The following is a 21,247-nucleotide window of genomic DNA, read 5'->3' as shown; positions in this document are numbered from 1 at the left end:
TTTACTCGGTGGGCGTCGTGACGGCGCGGTAGACGGAGAGGGGAGAACGGCCGATCAGCGACTTGATGTCGGTGCAGAAGTGCGACAGCGAGGCGTAGCCGTGATCGGCGGCAAGGTAGGTAAAGGAGTGCCGACGGCCCGGATAGGCCAGCAGCGCTCGTGCAGCACGCAGGATCCGCAGTTCCTGTTTGAGCGGCCGGCCCAGTACCTGCCGGCAGCGCCGATGGAACTGGGCCGACGACAGGCCGTAGCGCTCGGCCAACGCGGCGACGGGGAGGTCGCTGCCTTCGTCCAGCAGAAACTGCACCAAGCCGTAGCTTTCGGTGCGCGCGAGATGGCACAGCAGCCGTTCGAGCAGGCCGTCCTGGTGGTGGGTGCCTTCGCGGGCCAGCTGACCGATCAGCCAGGCAGCGGCGGCGTCCGGATCCTCCAGCGCCACCGGCAGCTTCCAGCACAGGGCAACAGGATCACCGGCCCGTACGGCGCCAGCGGCGTGGTCGTAATGGGCCAGCGCCCGCGGCATGCCACAGCCGGCTACGGGCACCACCGGCAGCGCCGGGTTGCGCGGCAACGGCAGCCCGGAGACCAGAAGGCGCTCACCGGGCAACAGACAGATGGCCAGCCCGCCAACATTGACGTCGGCGCGGCCCTGCCCTGCATTGACGATGACATGCATTCCACGACTCCGGTTCAGACACGGTGGGCAGCGGCGCATGGACAGCCCGCTCCCCGATGAGGCGTGCATGTTGGGGGCCGGCCCGGAGGATGGCTCTACAACAAGTTAGAATTCCCCCGCCACATGCGGTATTCCTGTTGGTCCATTCATACGGGTGGCGCACGCAGCGCTACCAGGAATCGATCCTGTGACCTCTCCCCTGCTGGGCATCCACCACGTCGCCCTGATCTGTGCCGATTACGACCGTTCACGCGACTTCTATGTGCGCGTGCTCGGGCTGACGGTGAAGGCCGAGCACCATCGCGCCGAACGCGATTCCTGGAAGCTGGACCTGGCCCTGCCCGATGGCGGCCAACTCGAGCTGTTCTCTTTTCCTTCTCCACCGCCGCGACCCAGCCGCCCTGAGGCGCAGGGCCTGCGCCATCTCGCCTTCCGGGTTGAGGCCCTGGAGCCGGTGATCGCGCGGCTGGGGGCTGAGGGGGTGCCGTGCGAGCCCATCCGCACCGACGCGTACACCGGACAGCGCTTCACGTTCTTCGCCGACCCGGACGGGCTGCCGCTGGAGCTGTACGAAGTCGGCTGAATGTGGCTGTGGGTGTCGTCACCCACGCGTTCCGTACCGGAGCGAATGGGTATACAGTCCGCCTGTACCGGCGCCTCGCCGGCATTCACGGACATCCCTGGGAGGGGAACATGCGCAAGACCTTCAAGACCCTGCTGCTGGCACTGCCACTGATGATGGCCGCGATGTCGGCCAGCGCCGCCGACGGTGCCGCGGGCCGCTGGAAGACCATTGATGACAAGACCGGCAAGGTGAAATCGATCGTCGAGATCACCCAGGCCGCCAACGGCACGCTGACCGGCAAGGTGGTCGAGATCCTGCACTCGGACAAGGGCCCCAACCCGGTCTGCGACGGCTGTGAAGGCGCCAACAAGAACAAGCCGGTCAAGGGCATGACCATCCTGTGGAATCTGAAGCAGGACAAGGGCAGCACCACCCAGTGGTCCGGTGGCACCGTACTGGATCCGGCCAACGGCAAGACCTACAAGTCCAAGCTGGAGCTGCAGCCCGGTGGCAAGAAGCTGGACATGTCCGGCTGCGTGGCCTTCATCTGCCGCACCCAGACCTGGGTCCGCGAGTAAGCGTCCCGGATGTAAACCACTGCAACATCAAGGCCCTGGGGCCGAGGCGGGCTGACCGCTTCGGCCCTTTGCCTTTCTGGGGAGCATGCGATAATCCCGCGTTCCCCCTGGCAACAACGCTGACCATGACCCGCACCGCTCTTGTCACCACCGCCCTGCCCTACGCCAATGGCCCGCTGCATCTGGGCCACCTGGTCGGCTACATCCAGGCTGACATCTGGGTGCGCGCGCGGCGAATGAGCGGGGGCAGGACCTGGTTCGTGTGCGCCGACGACACCCATGGCACCCCGATCATGCTGGCCGCTGAAAAGGCGGGCGTGACCCCGGAAGCCTTCATCGCCAACATCCAGGCCAGCCACGAGCGCGACTTCGCCGCCTTCGGCGTTGCGTTCGACCATTACGATTCGACCAACTCGCCCGGCAACAAGGCGTTGACCGAAGCGTTCTACCTCAAGCTTGAGGCGGAAGGGCACATCACGCGCCGTTCGGTGGCCCAGTTCTATGACCCGGCCAAGGGCATGTTCCTGCCCGACCGCTACATCAAGGGCATCTGCCCCAACTGCGGCACCGCCGACCAGTACGGCGACAACTGCGAAGTGTGCGGCGCAACCTATGCGCCTACCGAACTGAAGGACCCGCGCTCGGTGATCTCCGGGGCGACCCCGGAAATCCGCGATTCCGAGCACTTCTTCTTCGAGGTAGGGCGCTTCGAGTCGTTCCTGCGCGACTGGCTGGCCGGTGACGTGGCACTGCCGGGCGTGAAGGCCAAGCTGGGCGAGTGGCTCAACGCCGAGGGCGGCCTGCGCGCCTGGGACATTTCCCGCGACGCGCCGTACTTCGGCTTCCAGATTCCCGGCCACCCGGGCAAGTACTTCTATGTCTGGCTGGACGCCCCGATCGGTTACCTGTCCAGCTTCCAGGTGCTGTGCGCGAAGAACGGCGAAGACTTCGACGCGCACCTGCGCGCCGGCACCAGCACCGAACTGCACCACTTCATCGGCAAGGACATCGTCAACTTCCACGGCCTGTTCTGGCCGGCCGTGCTGAACGGGACGGGCCATCGCGCCCCGACCCGGCTGCACGTCAACGGCTACCTGACCGTTGAAGGCGCCAAGATGTCCAAGTCGCGCGGCACCTTCGTGATGGCGCGGACGTACCTGGACGTCGGCCTGGAACCCGAAGCGCTGCGCTACTACTTCGCGGCCAAATCCTCCGGCGGCGTCGATGACCTCGACCTCAACCTGGGCGACTTCATTGCCCGGGTCAACGCCGACCTGGTGGGCAAGTTCGTCAACCTGGCCAGTCGCTGCGCCGGCTTCATCAGCAAGCGCTTCGAAGGCCGCCTGGCCGATGCACTGGCCGACGCGGATCAGTACGACCGTTTCGTCGCCGCACTGGCCCCGATCCGCGAGGCATACGAGCGCAACGATCCGGCGGCTGCCCTGCGCCTGACGATGGCGCTGGCCGACGAAGCCAACCGCTACATCGACGAACAGAAGCCGTGGGTGATTGCCAAGCAGGACGGTGCCGACGCGCAGCTGCAGTCGGTGTGCACGCAGGGCCTGAATCTGTTCCGCGTGCTGGTCACCGCGCTCAAGCCGGTGCTGCCGGCCACTGCCCAGCAGGCCGAAGCCTTCCTGGCCGCGCCGGTACAGCGCTGGACCGATATCGCCTCGCCGCTGCTGGCGCACACCATTGCCGTGTACGTCCCGCTGTTCACCCGTATTGACCCCAAAATGATTGACGCCATGACCGACGCCTCCAAAGACACCCTCGCCGCGCCTGTTCCCGCTCCCGCCGCACCGGTCAAGCCCGCCGCGCCCGCACCCGCGGTCGCAGCCGCGGCGCCCGTTGCCGCCGGCGAAGGCCCGGCCCACATCGGCATCGACGACTTCGCCAAGCTGGACCTGCGCATCGGCAAGGTGCTGGCCTGCGAATTCGTGGACGGTTCGGACAAGCTGCTTCGCTTCGAGCTGGATGCGGGCGAGCTGGGTACGCGCCAGATCTTCTCCGGCATCCGCGCCAGCTACGGCGAACCGGAAAAGCTGGTGGGTCGCAGCGTGGTCTTCATTGCCAACCTGGCCCCGCGCAAGATGCGCTTCGGCCTGAGCGAAGGCATGATCCTGTCCGCCGGTTTCGATGGCGGCGCGCTTGCGCTGCTGGACGCCGACAGCAGTGCCCTGCCGGGCATGCCGGTCCGCTGATCGTCGACTTGCGCCACGACCAACGGTCGTGGCCTACCTGGGAGGGTAGTACGTGGAGTTGGCCCTCATCGACTTCGACCACACCGTGACCACGTGCGATACCTACGCGCGGTTCCTGCGCCGCGTGGCCACGCCCGAGCAGCTGGCCCAGGCGTGGTGGAAGGTGGGTCCGTGGCTGCTGGCCTATCGGTTGAAGCTCATTTCTGCCGAACGCATCCGTGCCCGCGTGACCCGGCTGACGATGCGCGACCGCCATGCCGACGACATCGCCACCCAGGCGGCGGGCTTCGCCCGTGAGGTACTGCCCGAGGTGGTGCGGCCACAGATGCTGGAGCAGATCCGCTGGCACCTGCAGCAGCGGCATACGGTGGTGATCGTGTCTGGATCGCTGGACCTGTACCTGCGCCCCTGGTGCGAAACGCTGGGGCTGGACCTGATCTGCAACCGTCTGGAAAGCCGCGACGGCCGCCTCACCGGCGGCTACGCCGACGGCGACTGCGCACCGCGCAAAGTCGACCGCATCCGCGACCGGTATGACCTGTCACGCTACCTGCGCATCCACGCCTACGGCGACAGTGTCGAAGATCGCCCCATGCTGGCGCTTGCCCATGAGCGCTGGTACCGCGGCAAACCGCTGACATGATGGTCCCGCGCAGCCGACGCCACGCATGAAGACCTCTACCGCCCTGATCGAACGCCTGGACCGGTTGCTGCCGCAGACCCAGTGCGGGCAATGCGGTTTCGATGGCTGCCGCCCGTATGCCGCGGCGATGGCCTGCGGCGATGCAGGCGTGGAGCGCTGCCCGCCCGGCGGCGACGCGGGCGCCCGCGCGCTGGCGCGGGTCCTGGAGGTGCCGGCCGTCCCGTTCGACCGCAGCCGTGGCGAACACACGCACGCCCAGGTGGCCGTGGTGATCGAGGCCGACTGCATCGGCTGTACCAAGTGCATCCAGGCCTGTCCGGTGGACGCCATCGTCGGCGGGGCGAAGTTCATGCATACGGTCATCGCCGACCTGTGCACCGGCTGCGGCCTGTGCATTCCGCCATGCCCGGTGGATTGCATCGATCTGGTGCGGGTGGCCTGATTCCGCGCAGCCACGCAGGGCGTGGCTCTACGCGTTACCGTCAGGCACGCCGGGCGCCGTAGAGCCACCCCATGGGTGGCTGCGCCGACGGTTACGGCAAGGCCGCCGTAACGACGATCTCCACCTTCCAGCTGGCATCGGCCAGTTTGGCTTCGACCGTGGCGCGTGCCGGGGTCATGCCCGATACCACCCACTCGTCCCACGCTGCGTTCATGCCGGCGAAATCACTGATGTCGGCGAGGAAAATTTCCGCGCGCAGGATGTGCTGCTTGTCGCTGGCCACCAGCGCCAGCAGCTTGTCGATCTCCGCCAGCACCTGGCGGGTCTGGCCGGTGATGTCCTGGCTGGTGTCTTCGGGGATCTGCCCGGACAGATAGGCGACCTTGTTGTGCACGGTCATCTCGGACATGCGCGGACCGACGTCGAAACGTTCCAACATGGGGATGGCTCCTGTGGGTGGTGCGGCCATTGTCACCGATGCCAGGGCCGGCTGTCGTTGCGCCGGGTCAAACCGGCCACAGCAGGCACAGCCGCACGCTTGGCAAGCGTCGGCGGGAGGCGCACGATGCGCCGGCGAGGCACGCTGGCGTGCTTTGACTTTTTCATCGCCTGCCCCGGAGCACGCTGTACCGATGACCGAAACAACCCCTGCTCCCTCGTCCCGCGTCGGCTGGCGCCGTGCGGCGACTGTCCTCTTCAGCCTGGGCATCCTTGCACTGGCCCTGCGCGGCCTGGCTGGCGAGTTTGACGAACACGGCTACCGGGCCATCCGCGAGGCCTTCCGCGACCTCGGCAGTGGGCAGATCGCACTGACCGTGGTGCTGGGGCTGGCCAGCTACGCCTGCCTGATCGGGTTCGATGCGATCGGATTGCGCCGCAGCGGCAAGCGCCTGCACCCGGCCCGTATCGGCATCACTGCCTTTCTCGCGCACACGCTGGGGCAGACCCTGGGGTTCGCGGCGCTGACCGGCGGCGCGGTGCGCCTGCGCGGGTACGGGGGCGTCGGATTGAGCCTGGGCGAGATCGGCCAGGTGGTGCTGATGAGCACGCTGGGCTTCGTGTTCGGCGCGTGGCTGCTGCTGTCGCTGGCCTTCGTCCTGGAACCCGGCGCCGCCGCGCTGGCGCTGCCGGTGTCCGCGCAGGTGGTGCGTGGTTTGGGCGTTGCCGCCCTGCTCGCGTATATCGCTACGGTGCTGATGGTGGGCCGCAACGGCCGCAGCTTCCAGATCCGCGGGCACGCCCTGTGGCTGCCGGATCGCCGCACCATGCTGGGCGTCACCGCGTTGAGCGTGGTCGAGCTGGTGCTGGCCAGCGCGGCGTTCTACGTGCTGCTGCCGATGGATACCCCGACCGGCCTGCCCGGCTTTGTGGGCCTGTATCTGGTCGCAGTGCTGGCCGGGCTGGTGTCGAGCGTGCCGGCCGGGCTGGGCGTGTTCGAATGGAGCCTGCTCAAACTGTTGCCGCAGGTGGCGCCCGCCGCGGTGCTGGCGGCGGCGCTGATCTATCGGGTGACCTATTACGTGCTGCCGCTGCTGCTGGCAACGGTACTGGCCGTGGCCCCTGCGCTGCGCCGCCCGCTGCGGGTCGGCGCCGGGGCTACCCGCGCCGGCTGGACCGCGCTGCGGCCGTGGCTGCCGCAGATCATCGCGCTGGCAGTGTTCAGCGTGGGCGCGGCGCTGGTCATCGACGGCACCCTGCCCACGCCTCGCCGCCACCTGCTGCATGCCTCGTTGCCGGTCCTTGAGACCTCGCACCTGCTGGGCAGCCTGGCCGGCGTGGTACTGCTGCTGATCGGCCAAGGCCTGCAGCGGCGCAGCCATGCCGCCTGGATGCTGGCCCTGGGCATCTGCGTGATCGCGCCGCTGCCGATCTGGCTGCGCGGCGGCCAGGTGCTGATCGCGTTGTCGGCCGTGCTGGTGGCAATGGCGCTGTGGGCCTCGCGGCGCGAGTTCTACCGGCAGGGTGCGCTGCTCGACGAGGCGTGGTCGTGGCCGTGGCTGCGCAACCTGGGCCTGGTGCTGGTAGCGGTGATCTGGCTGCTGTTCTTCGTCTACAGCCATGTCGAATACCAGAACGAGCTGTGGTGGCAGTTCGCCGCACAAGGCAATGCGCCGCGCGCACTCCGGGCGCTGCTGGTGGTGGCGATCGCACTGGCGATGTTCGGCCTGGCGCGCCTGCTGCACAGCACGCGCACGCCGCTGCCATCGGCGGATGCCGCGACCCTGGAGGCACTGGGCCCCATCCTGTTGGCGGCGCAGGACACCCAGGCCTGCCTGGTGCTCACGGCCGACAAGGCCGTTCTGCGCGACGAGGCCCAGCGTGGCTTTGTGATGATGCAGCGCTACGGTGGTTCGCTGATTGCAATGGGTGACCCGGTGGGACCGCCGGAGGTGGCGCGTGCGCTGATCTGGCGGTTCCGCGAAGAGGCCGACCGGCTGGGCCTGCGTCCGGTGTTCTACCAGGTGGGTGAGGCGTACTGGCAGACCTACCTGGACCTGGGCCTGACCCTGGTGAAGCTGGGCGAAGAGGCGATGGTGCCGTTGCAGGGTTTCAGCCTGGAAGGCCGCGAGCGCGCCGACCTGCGCCAGGCCTGGAACCGTGGCAAGCGCGGCGGCCTCAGCTTCCGGGTGGCCACGCCTGATGAAGTGCCGGCACTGATGCCCGCGTTGGCCGAGGTGTCCCAGCAATGGCTGGATGACAAGGCTGGCGATGAGAAAGGCTTCTCGCTGGGAAGCTTCGATCCTGCCTATCTGGCGCGCTTCCCGGTGGCTGTGGTGGAGGTCGAGGGCCGCATCGTGGCGTTCGCCAATCTCTGGCAGGCACCGGCCGGGCAGGAGCTGTCGGTGGATCTGATGCGGCACGTGGATGACGCGCCGAAGGGCACCATGGATTTCCTGTTCATCGAACTGTTCCTGTGGGGCAGCGCGAATGGATTCCAGCGCTTCTCACTGGGCATGGCGCCCTTGTCAGGCCTGGCCCAGCATCGACTGGCCGGCCGCTGGAACCGCTTCGCCAACGTGGTGGCGCGGCATGGCGAACGCTTCTACGGCTTCAGTGGCCTGCGCCGCTTCAAGTCGAAGTTCGCGCCGGTGTGGCGTGCCCGCTACCTGGTCGCGCCGGGCGGCATGCACCTGCCGGCAGCGCTGCTGGATGCGACGCGGTTGATCTCCCTCGATCCGCGCCGAGGAAAGCATGAGGCGCCGGTGAGATGAACGCATCGCCCTGCGCCAATGTGAAGCGCCTTCCAGGCATTCAACGCTCTACAGCGGATCAACGGCCAACCGCGCGAACACCCCGGTGAAACGCGCAATACTGTCGCTGCCATGCACGGCATGCAGCGCCTGTTCGGCCAGCGCCTGTTCCTGCCATATCCATGCAAGACGGGGTTCCACCGCCAGGGCCTGCCACACCGGCATCAGCGCTTCTGCCGGCATCGGCGTTCCCGCCATCAATGCCTGCGCAAGATCGAGGCTCACTGGATGCTGGGTGAGATAGGCCATGGCCCGCTGCGACAGCGGGATGCCTGCAACGCACTCCGGCAGGAAGTAACGGGCACGGGCAGGCCATGTGGGCTGCGCATCCTGCGCGGGCGCTGCAGGCGATGGATTCAGGCGATTGAGCGAGGCACCGGAAATGTGCAGGAACTGCGGCGTGCCCTTTCCCACGAGCCGGAACGAATAGGTTTCATCCGCCTGTGCACGTGCGGCCATTTCGACCACCGCGTTGTGGAACTTCACACAGTCCACGCTGATCGCGGTGGCACCACCGGCCTTGGTTTCGCCGACGAGCACCACATCGTCGCCATGCATCAGCAGAAAGTCGATTTCGCCCTTGATGTGGCGGCGGTCCCCCGGCCTCAATGCCGGCGGCACATGCGCCCCTCGAGCGATCCGATAGCCCGTACCGGACGGCTCGCCAGACGCTTCGTTCATCGCCACAGACAGCCGTGCCAGCATGCTGCCTACATGGTCCTCAACGCTGCGTCCGCGCGCGGCGCCGCCGGCCATGGGGCGGGTGGACCTGCGCAGTGCCAGATAGTCGATGACGCCGGGCTGCTGCTGCAGGTGCTGCTTCTCGGCCAGCAGCGCCACATGCCGGGTGGCGCCCTCTGCCAGCGCCACATCCAACGCGGCGGCGCTGGCAATGACCTGCGTCCAGTCGCCACGACCGGCGCGCGCGTCGCGTACGGCAGCAGCAAGGGACATCAGCATGTCCTTCCTGGCGACATCCGGTTCGCGCTCGATGCGGGCCGGATAGGCCAGATCGCCCAGCTTCTTTGCCGCATGCACGGCCGCGCGATAGGCCTCGCTGTCGATCAAGCGCGTGTACTGGCGCACCTCGGGAAACCGATGCCACACCATCGCTTTGTGCAGGTCGACGTCGTCTTCCTGGACGAGGCGCGCCAGACTCTCGCGCAGCGCGGCGCAGAACAGTGGCGCGGCCGTTTCATCGCCACCTCCAGATCGGCACGACGACAGGGCATCGGCCATCTTCTGCGCGCTCGACGGCCACGCGTCACGCCGAGCGCAACGGTCATCGGCCATCAGCCGATGCAACTGCGCTTCGACGCGTGGGGTGCGAGCCATCAAGGGCGCTGGGATCGTGCCGCCAGATGCTCCAGCAGCGTCTTCGCCAACCGGTCGTAATCACCCTTGAAGTGGTGGTCGCCGGGCAGTGCGATGATCGTTGCCTGGGCTGCGGGGACGTCAGGGCACAGCGCATCGTCATCATCCTGTCCGTACAGGCACAGCGTACGGTCGGCCGGCAGGCGGGCGATTTCCGGTGCAATGGGCAGGCCACCGCCGCCGCCGCCCAGCCAGTTGCTGACATGGAACTCATAGTCCGCCGTACGACCGACCGACATGAGCCCGATCATCGCCACCGCGTCGCGCGTGGCCGGGTCAAGCTGGTTGATCGCGGCGGGCAGCACGTCGGCCCCCTGAGAGAAACCGACCAGCACCAGGCGTTTGCGCTGCCACTGCGTACTGTAATGGCGGGCGATGCGTTCCAGGTCGCGGGCGAACCCTTCGGGCGTACGTTCGGTCCAGAAGTAGCGCAGCGAATCCACGCCCACCACCGACACCCCTCCTTCGCTCAGGGCGGCCGCCACCTCCTTGTCCAGACCGGCCCAGCCACCGTCGCCGGAGACGAAGATGGCCAACGTATCGCCGGGCACGGGTGACGGAATCTCCACCACCGGCAGGCCGTTGAGGTCATCCGGCGGCGGCGCCAGGCTCACACCTTTCTGCGCACCGATAACCTGCGCCGCTGCGAGCAGCCCGGGCAGGTCATCACCGGACGCGGTGCGCTGGAACTCGCGCCCCATCGCAACACCGCGCACGAAGGCAGAGGCTTTGCCAGCCGCACACTGGCGGTCACCGGCGGCGTTCAACCAGGGAAAATTCAGTTCGGCCGGCTGCAGGCGGCCATGGCTGACGCCTGCGCCGCAGGCCTTTCGTTCACGCGTCTGATCGGGGCAGAAGTCCGTGGTCAGCAGGCCGGCGAACACCTGGGTATCGGCCTGCGCCGCCACCGCGTACGCCAGCTCGGCACCCGCACCGTCGCCAGCGACCAACGGCAGGTGGTAGCCGGGCACATGCAGGTAGGCCTGGAACCAGCGCGAGAAGTTCTCCACATCGCCGGCACCGAAGGCGCAGTCCCCGCCACCCTCGCGGGCGAGCGCTTGGCGCAGCCGGGCCACGTCCACCTCTGCCACCAGCGCGCCATGCGCACGCAGGGCCTCGATACGCTGCCGGGTCCGTTGCTGTTCACGGCCACCGTCGAACCAGACCACGACCCGTTGCGGGTGGCCGTCCGGCGCATGGATCGGGATGTCATGGAAACGTCCGTGGCTGACCTGCTGCGGGGCTGCGCAGGCCGCCATCGACACCACCGCGCTTACCAGCCCCAGCACCACCCCCAGCCCCCTGCCCACACTGGCTCGCCGCATCGTCACGCATCCCGGAAAAGTGGCCCCACGATACGCCAACAAAAAGGGGACGGAGGACGTTATTCCGCAGATAACGTCCTCCGTCCCCTTTTTTGTTCAGCCCGCCACAACTGCCACGCCGCGGCGGCCAGCCACAGCACCACGACCGCGATCACCAGCTTCTGGCCGGCGCCGCGCGGCGGACCGCGCCACAACACGTGCAGCCACAACAGCGCAAAGCACAGCCACGCCCACCACCAGGCAGCTGCGGCCCAGCGCGACCACTGCGGATCGGCGCGCAGGTACCAGCTCTGCAGCAGCATCGCCACGCTCACGCAAAGAAACGCGGTGTTGGCCGCCACCGCATGGACCAGCGGTGCCAGCAGCGGCGCCCGCTCAGGCAGCCAGCTGTCGCCGATCGCCACGCCCAGCAGCCCCAGGCCCGCCATGCAGAACAGCAGGGGCGCAGCCACGCTCCGGCGGGCCGAACCGCTGGCGGCATGCAGCGCGCCTGCCAGCAGCATGATCGCCACCGCCAGCACGCAGTAGGCAATACGCAATTCCAGCCCCCACGGACCGTGCAGGTACAGGCTCAGCGTGGCCTGGACCCAATCCAGATCCTGGCGCGTCCACTGCGTCCACAGCGCGGTGGCCACGAACCCGGCCAGCGCCAGCAGCGCCAGTCCCGCCACGTGGGCACGGAAGGAGGCTGGCAGGCGCGGGTTCCCAGGTTGGCTCACGGGCGATCCGGCTCAGGGCTCGGCGTCGGGATGGCGCTGCCGCCACGCGGCCAGCGCGGCGCGGTAGCGCTGCAGCTCGTCGCTGTACATATCCAGCACGCACAGCGGGCAGCCGCTGCCGCAGCACTCGTTGGGGCCCGGTTCTTCCGGCGGTTGCGGGCGCGGGTCGGCATCGGGGTGCAGGGGCAGCATCGGAACGGGCATCGGCGCGGCGGGTGGGGAATCAGCCCGGCCAGTGTAATCGACCGGGTCAGTACCCGAGCCGGCGGCGCAGATTGGCGCGCGCCGCCGCGTCCAGCCGCCCGTGGAAGAAATCGCTCAGGAAGATACGCGGGCTGCGCAGCAGCTGCTTCAGGAAGCGGCCCCGGTTGAGCCGGAACAGGAACCCCGGTACATGCCCGGCATATTCCTCGGCGATGCCCCGGTCATAGGCATCGAACACGTCCGCCGGCGCCCCCAGGATCGCCATGTCGCAGTCCAGGAACAGCGCCGCATCCGCATCGAGGTCCGCTGCGTCGAGCGTTCCATGGCGGGCGGTGAGCAGGATCAGCGCCTCCACCCGCGCCACGTCCACGCCCGCGCCCGGCAGCCAGCGCTCGATCTGTGCACGCGCCAGCGCCGCCGATCGCGCCTCGTTGTCGCTGCGCCCGGCGTCGTAGATGGCGTCGTGATACAGCGCGGCCAGCTGCACTTCACGCGGGCGTTGCCAACCAGGCCCTTCGGCCACGGACTGGCAGTGCTGAAGCACCGCGCGCACGTGCGGGTAGCCGTGGTACGCGCGCGGTGGCGTGGCGTATGCAGCCTCGAGATCGGCCTGCATGGCAGGCGGCAGCGAGAGCGGTTCGAAGGTCATGGCGGCATCATTGGCCAACCCCGCCTTCGCTGGCAAGCCTGGGCGCGGTGGTTTTTTCACCACGGATGGGAGAGGGCCGCGCGGCGGGGCCTGGCGAAGGTTACCCACAGGTTTGCACGGTGCTGGTCCACATCCGCTGTGGATGGCCGGATACGCCGATGAGCGGCATGCCGGTCACCTGCGTTGCGCATAGACTGGCATGGCGAACGGCCTGTCAACCCGGCGAGGTGACTGCGATGTCTGGCTGGAAATGCGTTGCCCTGCTGGCCCTGCTGACCTGGACGCCGGCATTCGCCGCGCCACCTTCCACCGCCCCCGCGGCCCCGGCAGCGGTGGAGACGCTCGAACCGCTGCCTTCCCCGGAACAGATCCTGGCGATTCCACCCGGCCTGCAGGCCATGCTGCAGGAGCGCGTGATCGGCCCCGGCAGCTCGCGCGAACAGCGGCTGGATCGGCTGGTGCACCTGATCTTCGACGAAGACGCCATGCACCTGGAGTACGACCCGTATGCGACCCATACGCTGACCGAGACCTGGCAGACCCACCGCGCGAACTGCCTGTCCTTCACGCTGTTGTTCGTGAGCTTGGCGCGCGCCGCGGGCATCGAGGCGCACGTGCAGGAAGTCGCCCAGGTGGTGACCTGGAACGTGGACCAGGGCGTCATCTACAGCATCGGTCACGTCAACGCGGGTTTGTTTTTCAACGGACGCAATGCCGTGGTGGACCTCGACCGCAACGTGCTCTACGACCGTTACGGCCCGCGCCCCATCAGCGACCAGCGCGCGCTGGCGCACTTCTACAACAACCGCGGCGCCCACCACATGGCCGAAGGCGAGCCCGCGCAGGCACGTGCCTACCTGCAGGCCGCGCTGCGCCTGGCACCAGAGTTCACGGCGGGCTGGAACAACCTGGGGGTGCTCGACACCCGCGAAGGCCATCTCGACCAGGCGCGGCGCGACTATGAGACGGCGCTGCGCCTGCAGCCACGCCACGCCGCCGCGCTGAGCAATGCCACGGCGCTGTACCGGCGGCTGGGCGAACAGCGGCTGGCCATGCAACTGGCGCGGCGGCTGGAGAAGGTGCAGCAGGCCGATCCGTTCGCGCAGTTCCGCCTGGGCAACGAAGCCGAGCAGCGCCATGACTACGCGCAGGCGATCCAGTACTACCAACATGCGGTGCGCCTGTATGGCACCGCGCACCAGTTCCACTTCGGCCTGGCGCGCGCCTATTTCCTGGCCGGCGACACGCGCCGCGCATCGGCGGAGATGCAGCGCGCACGCGACCTCGCCGGCGAAGATGCCGGTGTACTGCGGGCGACCTACCAGGCCAAGCTGGACAGCCTGCAGAAGTGGCGGCAGCGGACGGCGACCAACTGAATGTGCCGGTAGTGCCGGCCGCTGGCCAGCATTCCCACGCGCGGGCGCTTACGCCTTCTTCAGAAAACAGGTCTTCAGGACCAGGCCCTTGATCTTGTCGGAATTGCCCTCGATGTGCTCGGCGTCATCGTCGACCAGGCGGATGTTGCGGATGACGGTGCCCTGCTTCAGCGGGATCGAGGAGCCCTTCACCTTCAGGTCCTTGATCACGGTGACGGTGTCGCCACTGGCCAGCGTGTTGCCGTTGCTGTCACGCACGACCTGGGCCTGGCCGCCGGTATCGCCCGCCGCCCACTCATGGCCACAGTCCGCGCAGATCCACAGCGCGCCATCGGCATAGGTATTTTCCAGGGTGCATTGCGGACAGGCAGGAACGGCGGACATGGTGGAGCCTTCAGGTTTCAGAACAGCGGGCATTGTACCCGCCCGGCCCGATCGGGCCTTGCACCGGCGGTCCGCTTGCCGCAAAGTGCGCGCCCCCTGACCACCGGCCCGGCCCTGCATGAAAATCGGCATCGACTTTGGCACCAGCAACTCCGCCGCCGCCGCCGTGGTGGACGGTCGGGTCGTGCCGATCCGGTTCGGCCAGGCCGAACAGTTCCGCACTACGGTGTATTTCCCGGAAGTAATGCGCGATCCCAACGACTTCGAGCTGACCCCGGCGCTGGAGCACGAGCTGGCGCGGCTGGTGGACGCGGCGGCGCGCGATGCGCGTGCGGCCGGGCAGGAACGCGCGCCGGACGCGCTGCGCCGCGAGGCCCTGCGGGTAGTGCGCCGGCAGTGGATGGAAGAACAGATGCGGGCGCCGTTGAGCTCAACCACCCTGCTGCAGAACGCGGTCTACGGTGACGAGGCGCTGGAGGCGTACTTCGAGGAGAACGAGGGCAACCTGGTGCAGAGCCCCAAGTCGATGCTGGGTTACAACCTGCACCCGCGCGCGCGCCAGACCATCACCGGCATCGCCACGCACATCCTGGAGCACATCCGGCTCACCGCATCGCGGCAGCTGGAGACGCCCGTGCGCACCGCCACGCTGGGCCGCCCGGTGCAGTTCCGCAGTTCCATCGGTGCGGCGGGTAACGACCAGGCCCTCGACATCCTGCACACCGCCGCGATCGCGGCGGGCTTTGACAGTGTGGATTTCCTTGAGGAGCCGGCGGCCGCAGCCATGCACTACCACGCCGAAAGCGTGCAGGAACACGATGCAGTCGTGGTCGATATCGGCGGTGGCACCACCGATGTGGCGTACGCACGGGTGGGTGGCACACAGGCGCCGAAGATCCACCGGGCGTGGGGTATCGCCCGCGGCGGTACCGATATCGACCTTGCCTTGAGCCTGGGGGGCTACATGCCGCTGTTCGGGCGCGGCGAGAGCCGGGTGCCGGCCCACCACTTCGTGGAAGCGGCGATGGTGCAGGACATGACGCGCCAGCGCGATTTCCGCCAGCACAGCTACCGCGACGTTGATGCCCCGTGGGGCAAGCGGCTGCAGGCCCTGCAGGAGACCGGCAACACGGCGCGGCTTTACCGCGAAGTGGAACGCTGCAAGATCGCCTTGAGCAGCGAGGAGCAGCACGACAGCGCGCTGGGTTTCATCGAGCGCGACCTGGGGGTGCGGATCGACAGCCCACGGCTGCAGAGCGCCGCAGGCGGCTACCTGGCCGAGCTCGGCACGCTGCTGGAGCAGGTGCGTGCGGACATCGGCCATGACCCGGCGGCGATCTTCCTCACCGGCGGCATGTCGCGCGCGGGCTATCTGCAGGCCGCGGTGGCTGCGGCCTTCCCCGCCTCCACCCTGGTGCGCGGCAACCCCTCGTTCGGCGTGGTGCACGGGCTGGCATGGTCGGCCGCTGGCTGATCCCTTGCGGCACAAGGGTTTCGGGCCGTGGAACCTTGGTATTAACAAAACGTTACGCCAGAAGCGCTATCATCTTTCGGCTTCGATGCGCAATGCGCATGTCGCTCCGGGCCTCGTACAGGCCACCGTCCCTGCCGATGCTGCCGCCTGTTGGATTCGTCCTGGGCGCCGGGATCGTTTTATCCAAGAGAGATTCGATTGGGCGAACGCCTGGCTTCACCAGCCCCTGCCTCACCTGCCGAGCCCGACCCCATCGACTGCCGCCGCTGCGACGCGGTGTGCTGCCGGCTTTCGGTCACGGTGATGCCCGATGACGCGGTTCCCGGCCACCTGCTGGATACCGACGAACTGGGGCGGACCGTCATGGCCCGCAACGAGGAAGGCTGGTGCGCCGCGATCGACCCCTACCATCTGCGCTGCACGATCTATTCGCAGCGCCCTGCGATCTGCCGCCAATTTGCGATGGGCGGCGATGACTGCCGCCTTGTGCGGCAGGACTACCGTCGACAACAGCACGATGCGTCGACGTTCTTTTCCACGTTACACCCATGACAGGAGCATCCATGGCCCGTTCGCCAAAGACCTCCCCCAAGGCAGCCAACACCGTTCGCGTTGACCGCAAGCAGGGTTCCAACACTGCACTGAGCAGTGCCAGCATTGCCGCCGACCTGGCCGCGTTCCGCAAGAGCGGCGGCAAGATCGAAGTTCTGGGCAACACCCTGGCGCTGAAAAGGGCCGGCTGATGCCGCAGCCGTCCGCACCGGCCCCAGGCCGGTGCGGGGGCCGCACTCAGCGGCCGTCCAGCGTGACCCGCACGTTGCCCGAATGGGCGTTGATCGAAATATCGCCGTCGCCGCCGCCCAGCCTTGTATCCAGGCTGCGACCCGGCCCGTAGCGCGGCCGCTCCACCTGGCCTGCATCCGACTGGATGTCGCCACTGAACGTCTTCACCGCCAGCTGCGCCGACACCTTGGCCGACAGCTTCAGCGCGATGGAACCACTGACCGTCTGCAACGTCACCTTGCCACCCGGCGACAGACCGCCCGCCGCCACGGTGAGGCTGCCTGACACGGCTTCTGCGGCAAGCCGCTGCACCCGCGCGGTGTCCAGGCGGATGCTGCCGGACACGGTTTCCGCTGCCACTTCGCCGGCAATACCGCCGCCGGCCTGGATCGAACCGCTGACCGCGCGCAGTGACAGGCGCTGCGTCTGCACCTGCGAACGGATGCTGCCGCTGACGGTGGTCAGCGCGGTCTCCGCACTGCGACCGGCTGCCGCGACATCGCCGCTCACCGCATTGGCCTGCAGCCGACGCAGGTCCACATCGGCCACATCGATGTCGGCGCTCACCGTGCCCAGCTGCACTTCAACCGAACGCGGCACCCGCAGTTCCAGCGTAGCGCCGCCGTTGTTGCCGTTGCGCGGATAGATCACTTCCCAGCGAACCCGGTTGGCGCTCTTGTCTTGCTGCAGGCGCAACCCATCGGCCATGCTGCCGCTCAACGCCACTTCGTTGCGGTCCCAGCCGCGCACGCTGACCTTGCCGGCGATATTGCTGATTTCGACGCGTCCACCCGCCGCCAGCGGGTGGCGCTCGTCGACGCGGGTGGCGGCCTGTGCTGCCAGCGGCAGCAGCAGGCCCAGGGCAACAATCAAACGCAATGGATTAGGCATGTGACGCTCCTTCAGGATGGCAGGCCAGCGGCGTTCACAGCCTGCTGGGTGAGTTCGAGGCGCAGCGCATAGGTGCGCTGCAGTTGGGTGAGCAGATAGCGCGAGCGCGGGTTTTCGGCGATCGCGGCGCGGATGTGGGTGGCACTGGAATCAAGCTCGCGCAGCGCGGGCTGCCAGTCGGCACCGATCTGGGCGGGCGGCAACGTGGCCATCGCCTGCTGGTACTCGTTGGCAATGACATCGGCCTGCCGCTGCAGCGGGGTCGGGCGCGGCGTGGGCGGGGTCGCGGTGGGCACCACCATCAGCACTGCCAGGCCTGCAGCCAGGCCCAGGCCGATGCGCAGCGGCCAGCGGCGCGCCCGGCGGCGGGGCGCCACCGCGGGCTCCGCCTGCGCTGGCGGCAGCTGGGCCGCAATCTGCTGCCAGGCACGCGCGGGCGGCACCCGCTCGGTGGGCAGTGCACGCAGGCGCGCCTGCAGGTCGGGGTCGGTGTCGTGATCGTTGTTGTTCATGCAGGTTCTCCCAGGCGCGCGCGCAACAGGCCGCGCGCGCGATGCAGCTGTGCCTTGGAACTGCCGACGGCCATCTGCAGTTGTTCGGCGATTTCATGGTGTTTCCAGCCTTCGATGTCATGCAGCACCAGCACGGCACGCGCGCGGGGTGGCAGGGTTTCCAGTGCGCGCTCCAGGTCCAGCGAGGTGCCTGCGCAGCGATCCACCGCAGGCAGCGCCGCGAGCACCTCCCAACTGTCCTCGCCGGTTTCACCGGTCTCACGGGTCGCGCTGCCGCGCAGTTCCATCAGCGCCGCATTGACGCCGAGCCGGTGCAGCCAGGTGCCCAGGCTGCTGTCGAAGCGGAACCCCGGCAGCGCACGCCAGGCCTGCAGGAAGGTTTCCTGCAGCGCGTCCTCGGCGCGAGCGGCATGGCCGCCACACAGCCGCCACAGCACCGCATAGACACGCGGCGAATGCCGGCGGTAAATGCGTTCGTACGCAGCGGTATCGCCCGCCACCGCCGCCCGGACCAGGCTGGGATCGTCGGCGTGGTCTGCGTCGGTGGCGGCGCGGGGAGCGGGCATGGTCGTGTCGAGCATATCCCTTGGATGCGGGTGGGGCTGAAAAGGTTTAAAGCCGTACGACGGATCGCGTCATGGCGGGCGTTTAAACCTTTCGGGCAGCGGCGGCATCCAACCGGTTGTCACCCGCACGCGTTGCCCCAGGAGTTGCCATGTCCCCCAGCTGCCTCGCCCTGCTGCTCTCGCTGGCCAGCGCCTGCACCCTGCCCTGGAGCCCAGTGACGCTGCGTGTGTCGCTGCCGCCTCGGCCCGACCTGTGCGTCCAGTACCAGCAGCACCCTGCGGTATGTGCCTCGCACCTGCTCGCGGCACTTGAGCAGGCGCACCGCCTGTCCTGACCCGGCGCGCTAAAATGCGGTTCCCCCGGCATTACCGCTGCAAGGAACCGCGCCACGCATGAAAGACCATCTGCCCGCCTGGACCCATGACTGGCTTCACTACGGGGTTCCTGCCCTGCAGATTCTGCTGACCCTGCTGGTGGCATGGCTGCTGCGCCTGATCGCGCGGCGCCTGATCCGTCGCGTCGGCGAGCACTACACCCTGCCCCTGGAAATGGTGATGGGCGCGCGCCGTGTCTTCACGTTCGTGGTGTATTTCACCGTACTGCTGGTGGTGCTCAACATCATCGGTGTACAGGCCAGCGTGCTGTGGACCGCCTTCACCGGCTTTGCCGCCGTTGGCGCGGTGGCGTTCTTCGCCGCGTGGAGCGTGCTGTCCAACATCTTCTGCACGCTGCTGATCTTCACGACCCGCCCGTTCCGTCTTCACGACTACATCGAAGTGCTTGAGAACGGCGAAAAGCCGGGGCTGAAGGGGCGCGTCATCGACGTCAACCTGATCTACACCACACTGCAGGAAAGCGGCGCCGGGCACGAGGGCACCGTGCTGCAGATCCCGAACAACATGTTCTTCCAGCGCACGGTGCGGCGCTGGCGCGATCCGGCGCTGGCGCCGGGCGGGATCCAAGGCGACGGGTGAGCGCGCGTACCCACCCGGAGTGGGTACCTGCAGCAAGGACACTCAGCGCAGCAGCCAACGACCGTCGGTCGTTGCTCGAATGGGTCCCCACCAGCGGTGAGGACCTACAGCAAGGACAGTCAGCGCAGCTGACTGTCCTTGCTGCCTCGGCGGTTATAGGTGCCGGCATCGTGCTGCGCCGCGTCTTCGGCCTCCTGGCAGCGCACGCACAGCCGCACGCCCGGCACCGCACGACGCCGGGCGTCGGGGATGGGCGCCTCGCATTCCTCGCAGTGGGTCAGCCCCGGGCCGTGGCGCAGCTGCGCCCGGGCGCGCTGGATGGCGTCATCGACGGTGGCGTCGATCTGGTCCTGGACCGCGCCGTCGCCTGCCCAACCTGTGGCCATGATGTGTCTCCCATGCCGGTACCAGCAGACAGCTTAGACCTGCCCGCGGACGGCCTGCCAACGCGCGGCTGAACGCGGGCGCGGCAGCTGAATCCTTCATCGGGACGCGCGCACCCGGCGGGCGCCGCCGCTGGAGCAACCGCTACCAGACCAGGTCGTCGGGGACCTGGAACTGCGCGTAATAGGCGTCATCATCGGCGTTGCCGGTACTGGGTTCGGCCTGCGCCTTGCCCTGGCCGTTGTCCAGCACGATCGCGTCCGCGTCGCGTTCACGGATCCTGTCGGCGGCCGCGCGCGGCACCAGTTCGAACCCCTCGCCAACGCGCACGATCACCAGGCTGCCGCTGGCCAGTTGCCGGCGCAGCAGAGGATTGACCAGCATCGTGCGGATCAGGGTGCCATCGTTGAAGCGGTACTCGCTCTCGCCCTCACGCTTGACCTTGTTGGTCTCGATGATCTGGCGGACCTGCGCCTGCTGTTCCTGCACGCGGCCCTTTTCCTTGCGTTCGGCTTCCAGCGCACGGTCGCGCTCGGCCTTCTCCGCGCGCAGCCGCTCGGCGTCGCGCTGGCTGTCGGTCGGGGCGACGGGCGCCTTGCCGTGCCGGGCCTTGACCTGTTCGCGTGCGGCCTGCGAGACCTGGGACTTCTTGACCAGTCCGGCCTTGAGCAGTTGTTCCTGCAGGGGGTTTGCCTTCGCCATTGCGGTTGCATCTGTTGTTGCGGGATTCCGAAGCCCATCATACTGCCCGGACCGCCGCACCCCAACTGCCCCATGACCGCCCTGAAATACCTCGCCGGCTACCCGGACACCCTGCAGCAGCAGGTGCGCGAGCTGATCGCGGGCGACCGGCTGGGGCCGTGGCTGGAGCGCCGCTACGCCGAGCTGCACACCGTGCGCAACGACCGCCAGCTGTACGACTACACCCAGGCGCTGAAGGAGCGCTACCTGCGCCAGTCGGTGCCGCTGTCAAAGGTGGTCTACGACAGCCGGCTGCAGGTGCTCAAGCACGCGTTGGGCACCCACACCACGGTATCCCGGGTGCAGGGCAGCCGGCTCAAGGCCAGCCGCGAAATCCGCATCGCCAGTGTGTTCCGCGAGGCACCGGCCCCCTTCCTGAAGATGATCGTGGTGCACGAGCTGGCGCACCTGAAGGAATCGGACCACAACAAGGCCTTCTACCAGCTGTGCACGCACATGGAAGCGGATTACCACCAGCTGGAATTCGATCTGCGCCTGTACCTGACCCATCTGGATCTCGCTGGCAGCTGA

At 68.0% G+C, this 21,247-nt stretch carries 26 protein-coding genes; 13 read left to right on the top strand and 13 right to left on the bottom strand.

The genetic code is table 11. From position 1 onward, the window contains the following. Position 1: 1 nt before the first annotated feature. Entirely contained in the window at positions 2 to 676 is a 675-nt protein-coding gene (locus RT456_RS04730; protein WP_313343179.1) for a helix-turn-helix domain-containing protein, read from the bottom strand. A gap of 187 nt (positions 677 to 863) precedes the next feature. On the opposite strand from RT456_RS04730, the gene RT456_RS04725 reads away from it, so the two are divergent. The 5 genes from RT456_RS04725 to rnfB all read left to right on the top strand — a co-directional run bounded on the left by RT456_RS04725 (position 864) and on the right by rnfB (position 5,108). After that, positions 864 to 1,259, top strand: a complete 396-nt coding sequence (locus tag RT456_RS04725; protein WP_313343176.1) for a VOC family protein — start codon at positions 864 to 866, stop codon at positions 1,257 to 1,259. 110 nt (positions 1,260 to 1,369) lie between these two features. Then, positions 1,370 to 1,819 carry a DUF2147 domain-containing protein gene (locus RT456_RS04720; RefSeq protein WP_313343173.1) on the top strand — a complete coding sequence of 150 codons (450 nt, stop codon included), beginning with the start codon at positions 1,370 to 1,372 and terminating at the stop codon, positions 1,817 to 1,819. A gap of 125 nt (positions 1,820 to 1,944) precedes the next feature. After that, positions 1,945 to 4,023: a methionine--tRNA ligase gene (gene metG / locus RT456_RS04715; protein ID WP_313343170.1), complete on the top strand. Its 2,079-nt coding sequence runs from the start codon at positions 1,945 to 1,947 to the stop codon at positions 4,021 to 4,023. Between the two features lie 52 nt (positions 4,024 to 4,075). Beyond that, positions 4,076 to 4,666, top strand: coding sequence for an HAD family hydrolase (locus tag RT456_RS04710; RefSeq protein ID WP_313343168.1), 591 nt, complete (start codon positions 4,076 to 4,078; stop codon positions 4,664 to 4,666). Positions 4,667 to 4,691: 25 nt separating this feature from the next. Next, positions 4,692 to 5,108 (top strand): Rnf electron transport complex subunit RnfB, encoded by a 417-nt coding sequence (gene rnfB, locus RT456_RS04705; protein ID WP_313343165.1) that lies wholly within the window; start codon positions 4,692 to 4,694, stop codon positions 5,106 to 5,108. 91 nt (positions 5,109 to 5,199) lie between these two features. Here the strand turns inward: rnfB and RT456_RS04700 are convergent, their stop codons facing one another. Beyond that, positions 5,200 to 5,547, bottom strand: coding sequence for a RidA family protein (locus RT456_RS04700; RefSeq protein WP_313343162.1), 348 nt, complete (start codon positions 5,545 to 5,547; stop codon positions 5,200 to 5,202). Positions 5,548 to 5,740: 193 nt separating this feature from the next. Here RT456_RS04700 and mprF point away from each other — a divergent pair, with 193 nt between their 5' ends. Continuing rightward, complete coding sequence (gene mprF, locus RT456_RS04695) at positions 5,741 to 8,320, top strand: bifunctional lysylphosphatidylglycerol flippase/synthetase MprF (RefSeq protein WP_313343159.1); 2,580 nt, start codon at positions 5,741 to 5,743, stop codon at positions 8,318 to 8,320. 48 nt (positions 8,321 to 8,368) lie between these two features. On the opposite strand, the gene RT456_RS04690 is transcribed toward mprF, so the two are convergent. From RT456_RS04690 to RT456_RS04670, 5 genes are read right to left on the bottom strand one after another with little or no spacing between them, the layout of a single operon-like run. After that, a complete protein-coding gene (locus tag RT456_RS04690) occupies positions 8,369 to 9,694 on the bottom strand; it encodes a hypothetical protein (protein ID WP_313343156.1) in 1,326 nt (441 codons plus the stop codon). Next, the gene (locus RT456_RS04685; protein WP_313343153.1) at positions 9,694 to 11,058 is read right to left on the bottom strand and encodes an AcvB/VirJ family lysyl-phosphatidylglycerol hydrolase; all 1,365 of its coding nucleotides are present in this window, start codon (positions 11,056 to 11,058) and stop codon (positions 9,694 to 9,696) included. The genes RT456_RS04690 and RT456_RS04685 overlap by 1 nt, the downstream gene beginning before the upstream one ends. Before the next feature lie 59 nt (positions 11,059 to 11,117). Next, positions 11,118 to 11,777, bottom strand: a complete 660-nt coding sequence (locus tag RT456_RS04680) for a DUF998 domain-containing protein (RefSeq protein WP_313343150.1) — start codon at positions 11,775 to 11,777, stop codon at positions 11,118 to 11,120. Between the two features lie 12 nt (positions 11,778 to 11,789). After that, positions 11,790 to 11,969, bottom strand: a complete 180-nt coding sequence (locus tag RT456_RS04675; protein ID WP_313343148.1) for an oxidoreductase-like domain-containing protein — start codon at positions 11,967 to 11,969, stop codon at positions 11,790 to 11,792. Positions 11,970 to 12,027: 58 nt separating this feature from the next. Further along, a complete protein-coding gene (locus RT456_RS04670) occupies positions 12,028 to 12,630 on the bottom strand; it encodes a hypothetical protein (protein WP_313343145.1) in 603 nt (200 codons plus the stop codon). Between the two features lie 236 nt (positions 12,631 to 12,866). Between RT456_RS04670 and RT456_RS04665 the strand changes: the two genes are divergently transcribed. Continuing rightward, positions 12,867 to 14,006, top strand: coding sequence for a tetratricopeptide repeat protein (locus RT456_RS04665; protein ID WP_313343142.1), 1,140 nt, complete (start codon positions 12,867 to 12,869; stop codon positions 14,004 to 14,006). Between the two features lie 48 nt (positions 14,007 to 14,054). On the opposite strand, the gene RT456_RS04660 is transcribed toward RT456_RS04665, so the two are convergent. Further along, entirely contained in the window at positions 14,055 to 14,390 is a 336-nt protein-coding gene (locus RT456_RS04660) for a zinc ribbon domain-containing protein YjdM (protein WP_313343140.1), read from the bottom strand. A 118-nt stretch (positions 14,391 to 14,508) separates the two neighbouring features. On the opposite strand from RT456_RS04660, the gene RT456_RS04655 reads away from it, so the two are divergent. The 3 genes from RT456_RS04655 to RT456_RS04645 all read left to right on the top strand — a co-directional run bounded on the left by RT456_RS04655 (position 14,509) and on the right by RT456_RS04645 (position 16,607). Next, positions 14,509 to 15,864 carry an Hsp70 family protein gene (locus tag RT456_RS04655; protein WP_313343138.1) on the top strand — a complete coding sequence of 452 codons (1,356 nt, stop codon included), beginning with the start codon at positions 14,509 to 14,511 and terminating at the stop codon, positions 15,862 to 15,864. 252 nt (positions 15,865 to 16,116) lie between these two features. Continuing rightward, positions 16,117 to 16,416 carry a YkgJ family cysteine cluster protein gene (locus RT456_RS04650; RefSeq protein WP_313343339.1) on the top strand — a complete coding sequence of 100 codons (300 nt, stop codon included), beginning with the start codon at positions 16,117 to 16,119 and terminating at the stop codon, positions 16,414 to 16,416. A gap of 11 nt (positions 16,417 to 16,427) precedes the next feature. Beyond that, entirely contained in the window at positions 16,428 to 16,607 is a 180-nt protein-coding gene (locus RT456_RS04645; protein WP_313343136.1) for a hypothetical protein, read from the top strand. Positions 16,608 to 16,653: 46 nt separating this feature from the next. Here RT456_RS04645 and RT456_RS04640 read toward each other — a convergent pair whose 3' ends face one another. The 3 genes from RT456_RS04640 to RT456_RS04630 are packed head-to-tail and all read right to left on the bottom strand — an operon-like array spanning position 16,654 to position 18,631. Then, positions 16,654 to 17,538, bottom strand: a complete 885-nt coding sequence (locus RT456_RS04640; RefSeq protein WP_313343134.1) for a DUF4097 family beta strand repeat-containing protein — start codon at positions 17,536 to 17,538, stop codon at positions 16,654 to 16,656. Positions 17,539 to 17,549: 11 nt separating this feature from the next. After that, on the bottom strand, positions 17,550 to 18,050 hold the full coding sequence (locus RT456_RS04635; RefSeq protein WP_313343131.1) for a hypothetical protein: 501 nt from the start codon (positions 18,048 to 18,050) through the stop codon (positions 17,550 to 17,552). After that, entirely contained in the window at positions 18,047 to 18,631 is a 585-nt protein-coding gene (locus tag RT456_RS04630) for a sigma-70 family RNA polymerase sigma factor (RefSeq protein WP_313343128.1), read from the bottom strand. Before RT456_RS04630 ends, RT456_RS04635 begins: the two co-directional genes overlap by 4 nt. A 134-nt stretch (positions 18,632 to 18,765) precedes the next feature. Between RT456_RS04630 and RT456_RS04625 the strand changes: the two genes are divergently transcribed. Together RT456_RS04625 and RT456_RS04620 are read left to right on the top strand one after the other, a co-directional pair. Continuing rightward, positions 18,766 to 18,951 carry a hypothetical protein gene (locus RT456_RS04625; protein ID WP_313343126.1) on the top strand — a complete coding sequence of 62 codons (186 nt, stop codon included), beginning with the start codon at positions 18,766 to 18,768 and terminating at the stop codon, positions 18,949 to 18,951. A 58-nt stretch (positions 18,952 to 19,009) separates the two neighbouring features. Continuing rightward, positions 19,010 to 19,591, top strand: coding sequence for a mechanosensitive ion channel family protein (locus RT456_RS04620; RefSeq protein ID WP_313343123.1), 582 nt, complete (start codon positions 19,010 to 19,012; stop codon positions 19,589 to 19,591). A gap of 119 nt (positions 19,592 to 19,710) precedes the next feature. On the opposite strand, the gene RT456_RS04615 is transcribed toward RT456_RS04620, so the two are convergent. Beyond that, positions 19,711 to 19,977 (bottom strand): DksA/TraR family C4-type zinc finger protein, encoded by a 267-nt coding sequence (locus RT456_RS04615; protein ID WP_313343121.1) that lies wholly within the window; start codon positions 19,975 to 19,977, stop codon positions 19,711 to 19,713. A gap of 142 nt (positions 19,978 to 20,119) precedes the next feature. Next, positions 20,120 to 20,677 (bottom strand): DUF2058 domain-containing protein, encoded by a 558-nt coding sequence (locus RT456_RS04610; RefSeq protein WP_313343118.1) that lies wholly within the window; start codon positions 20,675 to 20,677, stop codon positions 20,120 to 20,122. Positions 20,678 to 20,749: 72 nt separating this feature from the next. On the opposite strand from RT456_RS04610, the gene RT456_RS04605 reads away from it, so the two are divergent. Then, a complete protein-coding gene (locus RT456_RS04605) occupies positions 20,750 to 21,247 on the top strand; it encodes a M48 family metallopeptidase (protein ID WP_313343115.1) in 498 nt (165 codons plus the stop codon).

The sequence above is a fragment of the Stenotrophomonas sp. genome, from assembly GCF_032099025.1.
In the GTDB taxonomy this organism is placed as follows: Bacteria; Pseudomonadota; Gammaproteobacteria; order Xanthomonadales; family Xanthomonadaceae; genus Stenotrophomonas.
The sequence above is the reverse complement of the archived record's forward strand: the minus strand, read 5'-3'. Positions and strand labels throughout refer to the sequence as shown.